Source organism: Microbaculum mangrovi (assembly GCF_051390635.1).
Classification (GTDB): Bacteria; Pseudomonadota; Alphaproteobacteria; order Rhizobiales; family Tepidamorphaceae; genus Microbaculum.
Map to the genome: position 1 here is coordinate 776,355 of NZ_JBPODT010000003.1, position 16,083 is coordinate 792,437.

The 16,083-nt window shown below is 65.5% G+C and carries 12 protein-coding genes; all 12 read right to left on the reverse strand.

Translation table 11 applies throughout. From position 1 onward, the window contains the following. Complete coding sequence (locus ACSF9G_RS16445; protein ID WP_436643183.1) at window positions 1-438, reverse strand: SRPBCC family protein; 438 nt, start codon at window positions 436-438, stop codon at window positions 1-3. Between the two features lie 3 nt (window positions 439-441). Beyond that, window positions 442-3,804 (reverse strand): flotillin domain-containing protein, encoded by a 3,363-nt coding sequence (locus ACSF9G_RS16450; RefSeq protein WP_436643184.1) that lies wholly within the window; start codon window positions 3,802-3,804, stop codon window positions 442-444. A 50-nt stretch (window positions 3,805-3,854) separates the two neighbouring features. Beyond that, window positions 3,855-4,691: a phosphoenolpyruvate hydrolase family protein gene (locus ACSF9G_RS16455; RefSeq protein ID WP_436643185.1), complete on the reverse strand. Its 837-nt coding sequence runs from the start codon at window positions 4,689-4,691 to the stop codon at window positions 3,855-3,857. Window positions 4,692-4,700: 9 nt separating this feature from the next. After that, window positions 4,701-6,911: an ABC transporter permease gene (locus ACSF9G_RS16460; RefSeq protein WP_436643186.1), complete on the reverse strand. Its 2,211-nt coding sequence runs from the start codon at window positions 6,909-6,911 to the stop codon at window positions 4,701-4,703. After that, a complete protein-coding gene (locus tag ACSF9G_RS16465) occupies window positions 6,904-7,689 on the reverse strand; it encodes an ABC transporter ATP-binding protein (RefSeq protein ID WP_436643187.1) in 786 nt (261 codons plus the stop codon). The genes ACSF9G_RS16460 and ACSF9G_RS16465 overlap by 8 nt, the downstream gene beginning before the upstream one ends. After that, the gene (locus ACSF9G_RS16470; RefSeq protein ID WP_436643188.1) at window positions 7,689-8,765 is read right to left on the reverse strand and encodes a branched-chain amino acid ABC transporter permease; all 1,077 of its coding nucleotides are present in this window, start codon (window positions 8,763-8,765) and stop codon (window positions 7,689-7,691) included. Before ACSF9G_RS16470 ends, ACSF9G_RS16465 begins: the two co-directional genes overlap by 1 nt. Before the next feature lie 4 nt (window positions 8,766-8,769). Next, window positions 8,770-9,780 carry a branched-chain amino acid ABC transporter permease gene (locus ACSF9G_RS16475; protein WP_436643189.1) on the reverse strand — a complete coding sequence of 337 codons (1,011 nt, stop codon included), beginning with the start codon at window positions 9,778-9,780 and terminating at the stop codon, window positions 8,770-8,772. Window positions 9,781-9,967: 187 nt separating this feature from the next. Continuing rightward, window positions 9,968-10,798 (reverse strand): helix-turn-helix transcriptional regulator, encoded by an 831-nt coding sequence (locus ACSF9G_RS16480; protein ID WP_436643190.1) that lies wholly within the window; start codon window positions 10,796-10,798, stop codon window positions 9,968-9,970. A 115-nt stretch (window positions 10,799-10,913) separates the two neighbouring features. Next, window positions 10,914-12,047 carry an iron-containing alcohol dehydrogenase gene (locus ACSF9G_RS16485; RefSeq protein WP_436643191.1) on the reverse strand — a complete coding sequence of 378 codons (1,134 nt, stop codon included), beginning with the start codon at window positions 12,045-12,047 and terminating at the stop codon, window positions 10,914-10,916. 121 nt (window positions 12,048-12,168) lie between these two features. Next, window positions 12,169-13,416 (reverse strand): ABC transporter substrate-binding protein, encoded by a 1,248-nt coding sequence (locus ACSF9G_RS16490; RefSeq protein WP_436643192.1) that lies wholly within the window; start codon window positions 13,414-13,416, stop codon window positions 12,169-12,171. Window positions 13,417-13,687: 271 nt separating this feature from the next. Further along, entirely contained in the window at window positions 13,688-14,581 is an 894-nt protein-coding gene (locus ACSF9G_RS16495; RefSeq protein WP_436643193.1) for a glycoside hydrolase family 26 protein, read from the reverse strand. 234 nt (window positions 14,582-14,815) lie between these two features. Continuing rightward, on the reverse strand, window positions 14,816-15,997 hold the full coding sequence (locus tag ACSF9G_RS16500) for a CaiB/BaiF CoA transferase family protein (protein ID WP_436643194.1): 1,182 nt from the start codon (window positions 15,995-15,997) through the stop codon (window positions 14,816-14,818). Between the last annotated feature and the right edge of the window lie 86 nt (window positions 15,998-16,083).

The window sequence follows — 16,083 nt, forward strand, 5'->3', positions numbered from 1 at the left end:
CTAGCCTCCGAAGTGCCGCTTGAGGCTGTCGAACCCGGCCTGGAAGACATTCAGGCCGATGCCGGCGACGAGATCCGTCGCGGCGTCCGGGGCGCACTCGAACTCGGCCGACCATTCGGCGAACGTCCTGTCGCCGTCGGTTACCGGCGTCAGCCGCAATGTCGCGATGTAGTCGGTCAGCGGCATCGGGCTTTCGAGGATCGAGTAGGTGCAGAAGTAGTCGTAATCCGACAGGCCGAGCAGCTTTTCGCGGATGCGGTCGCCGTTCTGCAGGCGAAAGTCGCGTACGCAGCCGACCTTGTCGGACGGCTCACCGTTCTCGATACGGCTTTCGCGGATCGCCGGGTGCCAGCGCGGCAGGCCGTTGAAGTCCCGCACGCGCTCCCAGACCCGGGCGGTGGGCGCGGCGATTACGCTCGATATGTACACGCGGGCCATGGCTTATTCGCCTTTCCGGCCGCGGCGAGAGCGGAATCCGCCGCTCGACCCGCCGCCAGAGCCGCCGCCCGACGCGCCCCCACCGGAGGAATCCCCTCCCGATGGGCCGCCGTCACCGCCGCCGTCCGACGACCGTCCGGCCTCTTTGGAAATGCGCTGCATGTCCGAGGCCTCGCGGATCAGGCCTGCCTGCTTGGCGAGGTTCGAGCCTTCTATGCCCATCTCCGACAGGAGGCTGTCGATCAGCGGCGCCTGTACGCGGTAGCGCAGGGCCGAGTTGATCACCTCGTCCGTCGGGCTTCCGCCGCGACCGCCGTCGCCCTGCGTGAGGCCGTCCATCTGCACGATACGAATGTCGTTGATCTTCTCCAGCGGCTTGACCGACGCGGCGACGATGCCCTCGACGCGGTCGAGCAGCTTGCGCTTGAACAGCGAGGCGCGGGCGCCGTCCGTGAGCACGTTCTCCGCTTCGTTGATCAGGCGCTGCGCCTCCGCTTCGACGGCACGGCGTACCTTCTCGGCTGCCGCGGCGATCTTCTCCTGCTCGGCGGTCTTCTGGGCCATCAGTACGTCGATTGTCTTGCGGCGATTGGCCTCTTCGGTTTCACGGGTCGTCTTGACCAGCTCTTCGGCTTCGGCCGCGCGTGCCCTGGCGACATCGGCCTCGATCTGGGCTGCCGTCTCCTCCAGCGACTTCTGGTAGAGCGCGATGGCCTTCTCCATCTTCGCGGTTTCCACGTCGCGCTCGCGCTGCACCTCCAGGCGTCGCCGCTCGGTCTCGTGGCCGATGCGGGCGTCGTCGAGGCCGCGCTCTGAGGCGATCCGGGCCCGTTCGATATCCTCGTTGGACGCGATCTCGGCCTCCCGCAGGGCCTGCACGCGAGCGATTTCGAGCTGTTCGAGCGAGCGCCGCCGTTCCAGCCGCGCCGCCTCGATGGCCTGCTCGCGCTGCACGTCGGTGGTCTCGACGTCGCGCGTCGCCACGATCTCTGTCCGGCGCAGCTTGGCGTCGGCCTCGGCGCGTTGGCCCTTGATCGCGGCGATCTCGATGATGCGGGATTCGTCGGCTTCCTCGACGTCCTTCTTGCGCTTGATGTCGAGGACCTCGCGTTCCTTCTGCGAGGCGATCCGCTCCTGTTCCAGCCCCAGTTCGACCTCGATGCGCTGGCGCTCGACGGCGTCGCGGCGTTTGAGGTCGATCGCTTCGACGGCTTCCTCGCGGGCGATCTCGCGTTCGCGTACCGCCTGCTCCGCGGCGATCCGCTCGGCGTCGAGCGTCCGCTTCTGCGAGATGCGTGCCGCTTCGACCGCCTGTTCTGCAGCGATCGCGGCCTCGTCCAGAACCTTGTTGCGGGCGATTTCCAGGTTGCGCAGCTCTTCGTCCCGCTGGACCTTTTCACGCGACGTCTCGAGCTCCTTCTCGATCCGGATCCGGTCGACCTGGCGGCGGGAGGCGACTTCCTGGGCCTCGATGTTCTCGTTGCGCTCGATCTCGCGGGAACGGGTTTCCAGCTCCGCGACAATACGGTCCGCATCGATCTTCTTCTGCCGATCGATCCCGGCCGCTTCCGTCTTCAGCGCGGCGGCCGTCTCGGCGAGCACGGTTTCCTCGCGTCGGGCGATGCGGTCCTGATCGATCTTCGCGTCGATGTCGATGCGCTGGGCCTCAACGGTCTGGCGGGCGGCGAGTTCGGCCACGTCCACAGCGCGGGTCCGCGCGATCTCGCGTTCCCGCACGTCCTGTTCGTAGGCGATGCGTTCGGCGGCGATCCGCTTCTCGCGGGCGATGCGCGCGGCTTCCGTCGCCTGCTGGGCGGCAATCTCGGCTTCCTCGAGCACGCGCTGACGCTCGATTTCCAGCTCGCGGATACGGCGATCCGTCGAGATGCGCTCCTCGTTGACCCCCGCCGCTTCGGCAATGCGCAGCTTCTCGGTCGCTTCGCGCGCGGCGATTTCGGCGGCCTCCACGGCGCGGTTGCGCTCGATCTCGCGCCGGCGGGTTTCCTCTTCGCTGGCGATACGGGCGTCGGTAACGGCGAGTTCCTGCGCGATGCGGGTCTCCTCGACGACCCGCTGCTGTTCGAGACGGGCACGCTCGGTTGCCTCGCGCGCCGCGATTTCCGCTTCTTCGATGGTCCGGCGACGGGTGATCTCGCGGGCCTGCGTCTCCTGCTCGTTGGCGATGCGAGCCTCCTGAACGGCGCGCTCCTGCTCGATACGAGCGCGCTCGGTCGCTTCGCGCGCCGCGATTTCCGCTTCTTCGATGGTCCGGCGACGGGTGATCTCGCGGGCCTGCGTCTCCTGCTCGTTGACGATGCGGGATTCCTGGACCGCCCGCTCCTGCAGGATGCGGGCCTTCTCCGTTTCTTCGCGGGACTTGATCTCGGCGGAATCAATTGCCTGCTGCCGCTCGATCTCGCGTTGACGCGTTACGCGCTCCGACTCGATCCGTGACGCGGTGATCGACTGGTCCGTGACGATGCGCGCGCGCTCGATGACCTCGCGGGCACTGATCTGCGCTTCCTCGGCCTCGCGCTCGCGCTCGGCCCTTTCACGGGCGAGTTCGGCGCGTTGCTGGGCACGGCGGAACTCGACGTCGCGTTCCTGCAGGAGGCGGGCCTCCTCGCTCTCCCGTTCGATCGAGAGGGCTTCCTTTTCCGCCTCCAGGTTCCGCGCCCTGATCTGGATCATCGAGTCCTGCTCGATGTCGTTGCGCAGCTTCCGGCGGTCCTCGATATCCTTGATGAGGGCGGTCAGACCTTCGGCGTCGAAGCGGTTCGAGGGATTGAAGAATTCGAGGCTCGTCTGGTCGATGTCCATGATGGCGACGGACTCGAGCTCCAGTCCGTTGGTCGCCATGTCCTCGAAGGCGGCTTCCTTCACGCGGGTGACGTAGGCGCCGCGCTGTTCGTGCATCTCCGCCATGGTCATGTCGGCGGCGACGGCGCGCAGCGCGGACTCGAAGCGGCTCGACAGCAGGTTGAACAGATATTCGGTATCCAGGGTGCGGCGGCCGAGCGTGGCGGCGGCGCGGGAGACGGCCTCCTTGGCCGGCTTCACCCGGATGTAGAATTCGGCCTCGACGTCGACGCGCATGCGGTCGCGGGTGATCAGTGCCTGCTCCTTGGCGCGGATGATCTCCAGCGGCACGGTGTTCATGTTCACCGGCGTGATGTCGTGGACGATCGGCCAGACGAAGGCGCCGCCGTCGATGACGACCTTCTCGCCGAGGAAACCGGTTCTGACGAAAGCCACTTCCTTGGTCGAGCGGCGATAGAGGCGATTCATCACCCAGTAGATGATGGCGATCGCGACGACCGCGACTATGAGCCAAAGGATGATCTGGCCAATGATCTGTCCAGTCATGGTCTTTCCTCCCGAACCGGCAGCGGCTGCGTCACGGCCGCCTCCTGCCGTTACCCAAGCATCCCGCCGATTTCCTTGAACCGGCGCGTTTGTTCCGTCAGCGCAACCTCGGTCGGCAGGCGCTCCATCGAGGAGGCGCCGTAGAAGCCGTGGCAGTTGCGGGTTTCGTTCAAGACGAAGCGTGCGTCGTCCGGCATCGCCACCGGTCCGCCGTGGACGAGCACGATCGCGTCCTTGTTGACCTTGAGCGCGGCCTCGGCCCAGGCATCGACCCTGGCCGGGCAGTCCTCGAGCTTCAGCGCGGTCTCGGCGCCGATCGAGCCGCCGGTCGTCAGGCCCAGGTGGCAGACGATGATATCGGCGCCCGCCATGGCCATCGCCGCGGCGTCATCCTCGTTGAATACGTAGGGCGTGGTCAGCATGTCCTTGGCCCGGGCCTTGGCGATCATGTCGACCTCCAGCCCGTAGGACATGCCGGTCTCTTCCAGGTTTGCGCGGAAGGTGCCGTCGATAAGCCCGACCGTCGGGAAGTTCTGGACGCCGGAGAAGCCGATCCGCTTCAATTCGTCGAGGAAGACGTCCATGACCCGGAAAGGGTCGGTGCCGTTCACGCCGGCGAGCACGGGCGTGCGTTCGACGACCGGCAGCACCTCCGCGGCCATATCGACCACGATCTGGTTCGCGTCGCCGTAGGCCAGGAGCCCGGCCAACGAGCCGCGCCCGGCCATGCGGTAGCGCCCGGAATTGTAGATCACGATCAGGTCGATGCCGCCGGCTTCCTCGCATTTCGCCGACAGGCCGGTTCCGGCCCCGCCGCCGATGATCGGTTCGCCGCGATCGATCATGGCGCGGAACCTTTCGAGGATCTTCGTGCGTTCGATCGGCATGTCCGGCGTCTACCTCGATGCTCGTCTGGGTTTCGGCCGCGTCGAGCCGTGCAGAGACCGGAACGTCGAGACCAGCTCGGCGGAGAACGCGGGATCGTTGATGTTGTGGGGAAGCCGCACCAGCTGCCGGCTCGCGGTCTGGCGAACCGTCTGCTCCAGGGCATCGAACAGGGCTTTGTCGGCTGCCGGATCGTGGAACGGCTGCCCGGGTTCGTCGAGCTGCGAAACGCTGCCTTCGGGCAGAAAGAATCGGACCGGGCCTTCCATCTCGTTGAGACGGTTGCCGATCCAGCGGCCCATCTCCGCGTTCTCCTCCGGCGTCGTGCGCATCAGGGTGATCTGCGGATTGTGATGGTAGAAGGTACGGTGCCGGTATTTCTCCGGAACGGTGTCCGGGACGCCGAAGTTGACCATGTCGAGGGCGCCGCACGAGCCGATATAGGGGATGCGCGTGCGGATGATCGCGCCGAAGCGATCCTCGGTGGCCGGGAAGATTCCCCCGGCAATCATGTCGCAGATCTCGGTCGTGGTGATGTCGATCACCGCGCGGATCTGGCCACCGTCGATGAGTTTCTCCATCGACTGACCGCCGATGCCGGTCGCGTGGAACACAAGGCAGTCGTAATCCGTCTCCAGCGCATCGGCCACCTGCCTGACGCACTGGGTGGTCACGCCGAACATGGTCAGGCCCACCGCCGGCTTCACGCCGCCCGACTCCCGCCGTGCGTGCTCGCGCCGGTCGCGGACCATCCCGGCCATGGCCGCCGCCGCGTTGCGCAGGACCTGCCGGGTGATCGAATTCAGGCCCTGCACGTCGGCGACCGAGTACATCATGGTGATGTCGGACGGCCCGACATAGCGGCGCACGTCGCCGGACGCCACGGTCGAGACGATCAGCTTGGGCGTGCCCACCGGAAGCGCGCGCATGGCCGGTGCGACGATCGCGGTCCCGCCGGACCCGCCCGCCGAAATGATCCCGGCGATGCCGCTTTGCCGCGCCACCCAGCGCTCGAACGCCAGCGTCATGCCGGCCACCGACTCGCCGCGATCATGGGTGAACACGCCGCTGGCGCCGCGCGGATGGAAGGCGGCGACCTGATGCGCGGGGACCTCCGCGCCGGAATGGCGGCCGGAGGTGGAAAGGTCGACCATGCGCACCGGCAGGCCGTGCTCACGGATCACGTCGCGGATGAACCGCAGTTCCGCGCCCTTGGTGTCGAGGGTGCCGGCGACCAGCACGACGTTCTCGCCGGGCGAGGCCAGCGGTCTCAGCTCGGCGTGCGGCAAGGCGGCATCCATCCCCGGCGCCCGTCCCGCAGACACGATGCGCGCCGCCTGTTCGATCTGGCGCACCGGAACCGGCTGCGACCAGCGCGTCGGCGGCTTGGGATTCGAAATGTAGACGCGTTGCACGGCGTGCTCGGGCGCGGCGCCGCGCTCGGTTTCCGACCGACGCGTCGGCGTTTCGACGTCGGGCGTCTCGTCATGGGCATGACGGCCCACGCCAAGAAGCCGCTGCTGCAAGTCGCGGTCGCCGGATAGCTGGCCGGAGTCGATGATCCGGTTGATGCGCCCGTTGACCATGATCGCGACCTCGGGCGCGACCTCGGTGGCCACGCCGATATTCTGCTCGATCAGTAGGACGTCGACGTCACCGGATTCGGCGAGATTGATAAGAAGTTCCTCGAGCTGGGCGACGATGACCGGGGCGAGGCCCTCGGTCGGCTCGTCCATGACGAGGAGCTGCGGGTTGAGCAGGAGCGCCCTGGCGATTGCGAGCATCTGCTGCTCGCCGCCCGACAATTGGCCGCCGCCGTTGTTGCGCCGGTCGGCGAGCCGCGGAAACGTCGAGTAGATCCGCTCCACCGTCCAGGCGCCGGCGTGGCCGGTGGAGACCATGCGCAGATGCTCGTCGACCGTCAGCGAGCGCCACAGGCGTCGGCCCTGCGGCACGTAGCCGATGCCGAGGCGGGCGATCTCGGCCGGCGTGCGTCCGGCGAGTTCCTGGCCGGAAAACCGGATCGAGCCCGACGCGATCGGCACCAGGCCCATGATCGCCTTGCACAGCGTCGTCTTGCCCATGCCGTTGCGGCCCACGACGGCAAGCGCGCCGCCCTGGAGCTTGAGCTCCACGCCCTGCAGGGCGTGCGAGGCGCCGTAGTAGACGTTCAGTCCCCGGATCTCGAGTACCGGCGTGCCGGTGCGTTCGCGTTCAGCCATGGGCGCCTCCCAGATAGAGCGCCTGGACTTCCGGGTCTTCCTCGATTTCCTCCGGGCTGCCTTCCTTGAAGATGCGTCCGTTGTGCATCATCGTCACGCGCTCGGAGACGCGCAGCGCGACGTCCATGTCGTGCTCGATGATGATGTATCCGATGTGCTCGGGCAGCCCGGAGAGGATGTCGATAAGCTCGCGCCGTTCGGCCGGAGACAGCCCGGCGGCGGGCTCGTCGAACAGGATGAAGCGCGGCGCGCCGGCTAGCGCCAGCGCGATTTCCAGCTGGCGTTGCTGGCCGTAGGACAGCTCGGCGACGAGCGTATCGCGCGCCGGCGTCAGGTGAACGGCGGTCAGCAGTTCCTCGGCCGCCTGCATCAGGGCGTCGTTGCGCCGCGGCCTGAGCAGCGAGAACCGGCCGCGCGAGACGCCCCGGCAAGCCAGATAGATGTTGTCGAGGACGGTCAGGCCGCCGAACAGAAGCGATATCTGATACGTCCGGCGAAGCCCCCGGCGGATGCGCTCGTAGGCGGGGAAGGCGGTGACGTCTTCGCCGAACAGCCGGATCGTACCCGATGTCGGCAGGAAATCGCCGGTGATGCAGTTGAACAGCGTCGTCTTGCCGGCGCCGTTCGAGCCGAGCACGGCGCGGCGTTCGCCGGGGCGAACCGTCATGGTGATGTCGCTGAGCGCGGCGAGCGCGCCGAACATGCGGGATACGCCGCGCAGCTCGAGCGCGTTGGCCGCTCCGGCCGAGGACAGGCGCTGGGCGACGGTTTCCGCCATCACACGTCCTCTCGCGGCCGGCCGGTCAGCGGATCGCGGCTGCGCGCCCGCTCGCGCCAACGCGCCCACAGGCCGAGCACGCCGTCCGGCGACCAGAACACGATGACCAGGAAGCCGACGCCGATCAGAAGCTGGAATCGCTCGCCCGCCAGTCCGACCGAGACCAGGGCGTCGAGTGCGAAAGTGCGCAGCAGCACGTAGATGATCGCCCCGATGAACGGGCCGATCGGATGGCGCAGGCCGCCCACGACGGCGATCACGAGGATGTCGATGGCCGGTCCGACGGAAATGGCGCCGGGCGAGATGCCGCTGTTGAGCCAGACGAGCAGGATGCCGCCGACGGCCGCGATCACGCTCGCGAAGGCGTAGGCGGCAACCCGGTGCATGTTGACGTTGAAGCCGAGCGCGGCCATGCGGCGGGGATTGTCCCGCACGCCCTGCAGCGCCAGCCCGAACGGCGAGCGCGATACGTAGAGCACCAGCAGATAGGCGGCCACGGCCCAGAACAGGGCGAGGTAGTAGAACGGGATCGGATCGCGCCAATCGACCCCGAAAAGGTGCGGCGGCAGCACCTGGTTGAAGCCGCTGAAGCCGTTGAAGATCACGTAATTCTGGCGGCAGAAGTAGAAGAACGCGGTGGCGATCGCCAGCGTGATCATGATCGTGTAGATGCCTTCGGTGCGCACGGCGAGCGCGCCCGTGATCGTGCCGAAGGCAACCGCGACGAGGATCGCCACGGGCAGGTACAGCCACCACGGCCAGCCGAGCGAGATATTGGAGATGCCGCTCGTGCCCAGGATCGCCGTCATGTAGGCGGCGACGCCGGCGATAGACATCTGGGCAAGGCTGACCATGCCGCCGTAGCCGCCCAGGAACGTCAGCGACAAGGCGATTGTGCCGAGGATGAACGCCCAGCCGAAGATCTGGAACAGCACGAAATCGCCGGTAAAGGCCGGCATGATCAGGAGAATCGCGCCGATCGCCCAGTAGGCGGCCGGTATCCGCGACAGGTCGAACCACGGCGCGAAACTGCCTGTGCGCGTGTCAAGGCCGTTCGGATTTTCGGTCACGGCCATGGGTCTAGCGCCTGCTCGCGACGAGCCCTTGGGGCCGGAAGGCCAGCACGAGCACCATGATGAGGAAGGTGAGGACGACCGCGTAGGTCGGGAAGTAGACGGAGCCGAACTGCTCGGCGAGCCCGATGATGACCGCGCCGAGGGCGGCGCCCGGGATCGAGCCCATCCCGCCGACGATCACCACCACAAGGGAGGCCAGCAGGAAACGCGTGTCCTCCCCAGGCGCGAGTGACTGGAACGTCCCGCCGACGACGCCGGCCAGTCCCGCCAGTCCCGCTCCGACGGCGAAGACGAGCACGAAGACGAGCTGGATACGCACGCCCGTCGCCGACAGCATGTCGCGGTCGTCCACGCCGGCACGCACCAGCATGCCGATGCGCGTCCGGTTGAGCGCGATCCACATCAGCGCGCCGACCACGATCGCCGCAACGAGGATGAACAGGCGCACGACCGGGTATTTTAGGTAGACTGCGTCGCCGCTGCTCTTGACCGCCGTGATCAGCGGCAGTTCGACCGGGCCGGACAACCATTCGGGGGCAAGGATCTGATAGAAATCGCCGCCCCAGATCCACAGCATGATGTCGGCCAGGCAGATCGAGATGCCGATCGTGACCAGCGTCTGCTTGAGGTCGTCGCCTTCCATGCGGCGGAACACGACGTATTGCAGGACGACGCCGAAGGCACCCACGACGATGAACGCGACGACGAACGAAAGCAGCCACCATTCGGTGGCCGTGGCGACCTCGTAGCCGATGTAGCCGCCGAGCAGGTAGAGCGAGCCGTGCGCCAGGTTCACGTTGCGCATCAGGCCGAAGATCAGCGTGAAGCCGCTGGCCACGAAGAAATAGAGCGCACCGAGGGTGATGCCGTTGAACAGTGCGTTCAGGAAGACCTTCTTGCGGCCCAGGATGTTTTCGATGCCATCCGACCAAGGCGCGAAGATCAGCCATAGGAAGATCGCCGCCAAGATGAGGATGATGAACGACCAGTAGGGGTGGCGTTCGAAAAAGCGCATTGCCTAAGCCCCCGACACCCTGTCACGTCGGGTATGTGGAGGCAGCGCGACTCCCTCCCTTGCTTTTGCCCTGGCAGGCATACTCTGAGCCTCTCCCCCCGTTTGGTGTTTCGGAGAAGATTACGGCGCGGGACCCGGACCGGGCATACCTTTGAGTATTATTGTTGCCGTCCTCGCGAGAACGGCTCTAGTGCAGCACCATCGTGGCGCGCCGGTAGTCGCTCGGCGGGATCCCGACATTGGTGCTGAAGAAGCGGGTGAAGCTAGCCTGCGACGAAAACCCGAGATCGAGGCCGATCGTAGTGACCGGATCGCTGCTCAGGGTCAGCCGGTCGAGCGACGTCTCCATCTTGAGGGTGTTCAGGTACGTGTTGGGCGTGACGCCGACGTTCTGGTGGAACAGCTTGTAGAAATGCGGCCTCGACAGCCCCGATTCCCGCGCGATGTCGTCGAGCACGAATTCGTCGCCCATGCGCTCGCGCATGAGACGGAGCGAATTCCGGATCCGGAAGTCGGAGATCCCGTTCCAGCTCATGCGATTGGTCGGCTCGTCGGACTTCCATTGCCACGATTGATCGAAGCATTCGCGGGTCAGCTCGTAGAGATATCCGTCGAAGAGGCTTGAGGACTCGTCGTCCAGCAACATCGAGGTAACGCGCTGTGCGAGGCGGCCGACCGCGGACGTGACCTCGATGGAATTGCGCCCGAAGCGCAGGGCGTTGTCGGCGCTGCGGCCGGCTTCGAGGAACCACAGGGGCTTGATGTAGAGGACCAGAAGTACCGATCCGTTGATCGGGTCGGCGGCGATGAAATTGTGCGGCTGCCACGGGTTCACCGCGACGCCGTGCGATCCGGTCAGGGCGTATGTTTGGTCGGAGATCGTGAGCGCGCTGTCGCTCGCCCCGATCAGCAGAATTATATGCCCTTCGCGATGGGCGTGTGTGGCGAGTGATTTGTCGAGCCGATAGATTGCGGCACGTCCAAACCTCCCGTGATACACGGAAAGTGCCGTGCTCATTCCTCCCTCCGCATCTTGGCGATACGCGCCCCCGTCTTTGCGCGGGGGATTAATGAAAAGTCTGACATAGTGGGTGTTCAACTGTCAAAGTATGCACAAACGTACCCGCAGGGGCTCATAGGGCCATACGCATCAGGGTTCGGTAGTCTTCGGCCGAGGCCATCCGCGGATTTGTGCTGTTCGTGTGGTCTTTCTCGGCAAGAGGCGCGGCGTGGTCGATCGCGGCACCGTCGATGCCCAGCGCGGCAAGACGGCTCGGCAGTCCAAGCCGTTCGGTGAGCCGGGCCAGCCCGTCGATCAGCGCTTGCCCTTGACCGATACCGAGCGCCCGGCTCAGTATCGCGAAGCGGTCGCCGACGGCCGGTGCGTTGAATTCCATCACGTATGGCAGAACGACGGAATTGAGTGCGCCGTGGTGGAAGTCGTTTCCGTTGGGGCGGCCGAGAGCATGGCTGATGGCATGGACGCCGCCGAGGCCCTTCTGCTGGGCCAGCGCCCCGTTCACGGCCGCCGCCATCATCTCGCGGCGTGCGTCTATGTCCCGGCCGTTCTGCACGGCCCTCTCGATGTTGCAGGCCGCGCGCATCAGGCCTTCGATCGCGATGCCGTCTGCCGGCGGATTGTAGGCGGCGGACAGGTAGGTCTCGATGCAGTGCGTAATGGCGTCCATTCCGGTGCTGGCGGTCACTTCCGGCGAAACGTCGAGCGTCAGCGTCGGATCGCAGATCGCGACCTTGGGCACGAGGAACGGGCTGACCAGACCGAGCCGTCTGCCGTCGTTCATCACGATGAGGGCGCCGCTGCCGACCTCCGTTCCGGAGCCGGCCGTCGTGGGGATCGAGATCACCGGCGGAAGGATGTCGCGGATGCGGCCGAAGCCACCTTCCACCTTCGCGTAGCGCGAGAGCGCACCGCCATGGCTCGCAAGCAATGCGATCGCTTTGGCGAGATTGATGCACTGTTCCGATCCGAGAGCGATGATCCCGTCGCAGCCGAAATTCGTGAATTCGGCGGAAACGAATCGTGCCGTCGCTTCGTCCGGGAACCGCTCGGGTTTGCGGAACAGGACGGGGGCGAAACTCGGCTCAAGCGCGTCGATCAGCTGCTCGAGCAGGTCGCTGCCGTCGAGATTGTGTTCGTAGACGAGCAGCGCCCGGCGGATTCCCAATGCCCGCGTCTCCGCGCGGACTGCCTCTTCGAGGACGCCGGCGGCGAAGTGGATCTTGGTAATGTAGTTGATCAACGACATCGTGCGCCCCTCAGGCTGGGTGCATTGACGCCATTTCGACCTCGTCAGCATCCGCGGACGAGGGCTCGGACAATCGGGCCGGATGTCTTCGACACCCGGCCCGGGTGCTGTCTTGGGAGCGTCAGTCGCAGTCCACGATATCGCGGGACGGCAGGCCGAGCTTGCGGAACTCGTCCTCGGGAACGCCGAGGGTCTGGGTCACGTCGTCGACCTTCTTCACCATCTTGGTGCCGAGGTTTCCGTCGGGCATCTCAACCACTTCGAAGACGAAGTTGGAGCCGATCGCCTGCCGGTTCTCGTCGAGGGTGATCTTGCCGTTCGGCGCGTCGAGCTCGATGGCGGCCAGGCAGCCGCGGAACTTCGCCTGGCCGTCCGACAGGTCACCATTGACCTCATCGAGACAGGTGAACGCGGCGTCGGCCGCGTTGTAGTAGCCGGTCGCCAGCAGCGACGGGCTCGGGAAGCGCTTCTCGGGCGGGAATGCGTCCTGATACGCCTTTACGTATGCCTGCCACTTGGCATCGTCCCAGGTGTCTGCCTGCGGGCCCGAAGACGGGGTTCCGATGAGCTGTTTCTTGGCATTGCCCTTCGACGACAGAACCGTGCCGTCGACCATGATCGTGCCGCCGATGAGGCCAACGTCGCCGCCTCCGGCCTGTTGGTACTGGTTAAGGAAATTGACCGCATCGCCGCCGCCGAGGCCGAGATAGATCGCGTCGACGTCGTCGGGCAGCGCGGCGATGATCGACGCGAAGTCCTTGGTACCGAGCGGCACCCAGAGACGTTCGGTTATCTTGCCGCCGGCCTTGCAGTATTCATGGGCGAAACCAAGGAAGTTGGTGTAGCCGAACGAATAGTCTTCGGCGACCGAAGCCACCGTCTTCCACCCCTTTTCGTTGTAGACGTAGTCGCCAAGACCCACACCCCACTGGGCGCCGTCCATGTTGTAGCGGAAGAAGTTCTCCGCCGGATCGACGAAGGTGGTTTCCTGGGCGCCGGAGGAGCCGTTGATGATCGTCACCTGCGGCTGCGTCTTGGCGTAGTCGCGCAGCGCGATGCCCTCGGAGCCTGAGAGCGGGCCGATGACGAAGTCAACCTTGTCCTGCTCGACAAGCTTGCGCACGGCGCGCAACGCGCTTTCCGGGCTGGCGTCGGTCGGGGCGACGATCACCTCGATATCGCGGCCTCCGGCCTTGTTGCCCCATTTTTTGAGCGCGACTTCGAACCCGCGCTGGCCGTCTTCGCCGAGCACGGTGTACGTGCCCTCGAGGGTGGCCATAAAGCCGACTTTCACCGGTTCGGCCGCGTTCGCGCCTGCGGCCATCAGGATGGCGGTTGCCGCTACGGCACCAAAAAGCCTTGATTTCATGAGTTTTTCCTCCCGTTCGCTGCCTCAGGCCTGGTCGTTACAGCCGGAGAGCTGGCGGGATATGTTATGGCGCGAGCGACATCACGGGCGTTCCCGCAAGTGTAGGCGTATATCTAACGGTCTGTTTTTTCGTCGCCGGCCGTGTCGGGGATCGGGTCAGGCCACGAGGGATCGACGGCGCTGAGTCGCCTCGACGGTCTCAGGGCCGGGCTCGACGACGCGGTCGGGCCGCGCGTCTCCGGACCGAGGCAGAATAACGGGGGGATTGGACCTAACGTAGTTGCCGCGGCTTGATGCGCCAGTCCGGCTTGCCCAGCCCGTCGGGCCAGTCGTTGATCTCGCGCATGTTGAAATACAACATCGCCTTGACGCGGGGAAAAAGCTCGCCGGCATTTTTCATTTGCCTGAGCCACCGTCTTTCATACCGGCGCGTACCGCTGACGCCGAGCTCGGCGAGAATGACAGGCTTGTTGAAACGGGTGACGCGATCGTATTTCTCCGCGACCGCTTCCTTGAAGGTGCGGCTGCGCTTGAACCACTTCCTGTCGGCTTTCTGGTAACTGTAGATCGGCAGCCCGATGAAATTCACATAGGCGTCGCCGGGATAATACGGCGCCAGTTGGGAATGGCCGAGCGGGGACCAGACGAACCGCACTTTTGGCGCGATCGCCCGGCAACTCGAAACGAAGTGCCGGAAAGCCTGGACATATCCGTCACTGTCCTCGCGCGCCCACGGATAGCGGCCCGTGACCTCTTCCATCTCGTGGCCCCAGCGCACCAGCGGTCTGCGCCTGATCTTGGAAAGCTCGGTGCAGATCGCGGTGATCTCCCTGTCGTAGCCACCATTCACGATATTCTTGAACAACGCTGAGCCGGTATCGCCGGGGGACTTGGTCCACGGTTCGACGGTAATGAGCATCTTGCGGCGCCGTTTCGCCGCATACCGGACTTTCTTGTGCAGCCAGTAGGTATCGAAGTCCTGCCATTTGATGAAAACGTGCTCGAAGGCGAGATACCGCTTCCGCTTGAACCGTTTTTCAGGATCGTAGATCCCGATCGGCACGTCATGTTGAGTGGCTTCGCCGCGGCGCTCCGCCGAGGCCGCGGGGGCGGGTTTTCCGGCAAGGCCGATCGTTGCGATCGCGATCGGAAGGAAAGCCAACACCAGAAGTCGAGTCACCCGCGCGCGCCCCATTCGTTGCGGAACCGTATCCGGTCACCCCCAAGGAAACCGATGAGACCGGACGGATCGAATTGCTGAAATCGAGTCTGGCCTTTGTTTGTATAATTAATTGGGGCGGCAATTTGTCTGGCTTTCGATATTCCCCGGTCGTTTTTTGCTGACGTAAAGTAAGAAAAAGCCTCTGACGGCGCGGGCTTCGACCACCGGGTCAATCCATCATTCCCGGCCGGCCGTCGGCGCGAATTCCGCGCGAAGCGACATGTCGTGCTCGCCGAGTTTCGGTACCGGCCGCAGCGTGTCGCGCTTTCCGTCGACGAAGGCGGCCGGCGCCAGCACCTCGGCGCTTTCGAGTTCCACGGCAACGGGAATCGTCGCCGCACTGCGATGGGCGATCAGGTCGGCGAGCGAGGACACCCGGCCGTAAGCGATGCGGGCGCGATCGAGAGCCTCGGTGAGGGCGGCAAACGTCCATGCATCGAGGCTGTCCTGAATCGCCGCGTCGACAGCCGCGCGATCGTCAACGCGCGAGACATTCGTCTTGAAGCGCCGATCGTCCGCCAAGTCTGGCCGTCGGAGGACGTCCGCGCACAGCACCGTCCACTCGTAGTCGTTCTGGATCGCCAGGACGATGTCGCCGTCCTTGAGGCGGAACACGCCGTAGGGGGCGATCGAGGGGTGGGCGAGACCAGCGCGCTTCGGCGCTTTGCCGCCATAGCGGGTCTGCAGGTAGGGCACGTTCATCAGCTCGGCGACGGTATCGAACAGCGAGATCTGGATGTGCGATCCTTCGCCCGTTCGCCCGCGTCTGAGCAGGGCTTCGAGGATGGCCGCGTAGGCTGCTTGTCCGGTGGCGATATCGACGATCGAGATCCCGACCCGGCTCGGTCCGCCATCCGGCGTCCCGGTGATCGCGGAAAGCCCGACTTCGGCCTGTATCAGCAGGTCGTAAGCCTTGCGCTGATAGTCCGGCGTGCCGGGAGCGTAGCCCGAGATGTCGCAGACGATGAGGCGGGGATGGCGAGCGCGCAGCGCGGCCGCCCCCCACCCGAGCCGTTCGGCCGCTCCCGGTGCCAGGTTCTGCACAAAGACGTCGGCCTTCGCCAGCATCGCGGCGACCAGTGCCTTGTCGTCGTCGCGCTTGAGGTCGACGCGGCAGGATTCCTTGCCGCGATTGATCCAGACGAAATAGCTCGACTCACCGAACACCGCATCGTCGTAGCCGCGCGCGAAATCGCCCTCGACCCGCTCCAGCTTGATGACGCGCGCGCCCGCGTCGGCGAGGCGGCAGGTCGCCAGCGGACCCGCGACTGCCTGCTCCAACCCGACCACCACAATGCCTTCCAGCGCTCCGTCCATCGGATTATTGCCCGCCCGTGCCTGCCCGGTTCCAATGTTCACAGTCTCCGATGCATCGTCCAGGTAAAAGCCGAATCCGCGGGCCGATCGTTCCGCGGTCGACAAATCCGGCGAATGGCCCGAAAACC

Bases quoted from the DNA above. Each gene is read 5' to 3' on its own strand.
- ACSF9G_RS16470 (WP_436643188.1), bottom strand. From the start codon at position 8,765: ATGGCCGTGACCGAAAATCCGAACGGCCTTGACACGCGCACAGGCAGT.
- ACSF9G_RS16490 (WP_436643192.1), bottom strand. From the start codon at position 13,416: ATGAAATCAAGGCTTTTTGGTGCCGTAGCGGCAACCGCCATCCTGATG.
- ACSF9G_RS16475 (WP_436643189.1), bottom strand. From the start codon at position 9,780: ATGCGCTTTTTCGAACGCCACCCCTACTGGTCGTTCATCATCCTCATC.
- ACSF9G_RS16445 (WP_436643183.1), bottom strand. From the start codon at position 438: ATGGCCCGCGTGTACATATCGAGCGTAATCGCCGCGCCCACCGCCCGG.
- ACSF9G_RS16450 (WP_436643184.1), bottom strand. From the start codon at position 3,804: ATGACTGGACAGATCATTGGCCAGATCATCCTTTGGCTCATAGTCGCG.
- ACSF9G_RS16460 (WP_436643186.1), bottom strand. From the start codon at position 6,911: ATGGCTGAACGCGAACGCACCGGCACGCCGGTACTCGAGATCCGGGGA.
- ACSF9G_RS16455 (WP_436643185.1), bottom strand. From the start codon at position 4,691: ATGCCGATCGAACGCACGAAGATCCTCGAAAGGTTCCGCGCCATGATC.
- ACSF9G_RS16485 (WP_436643191.1), bottom strand. From the start codon at position 12,047: ATGTCGTTGATCAACTACATTACCAAGATCCACTTCGCCGCCGGCGTC.
- ACSF9G_RS16480 (WP_436643190.1), bottom strand. From the start codon at position 10,798: ATGAGCACGGCACTTTCCGTGTATCACGGGAGGTTTGGACGTGCCGCA.
- ACSF9G_RS16465 (WP_436643187.1), bottom strand. From the start codon at position 7,689: ATGGCGGAAACCGTCGCCCAGCGCCTGTCCTCGGCCGGAGCGGCCAAC.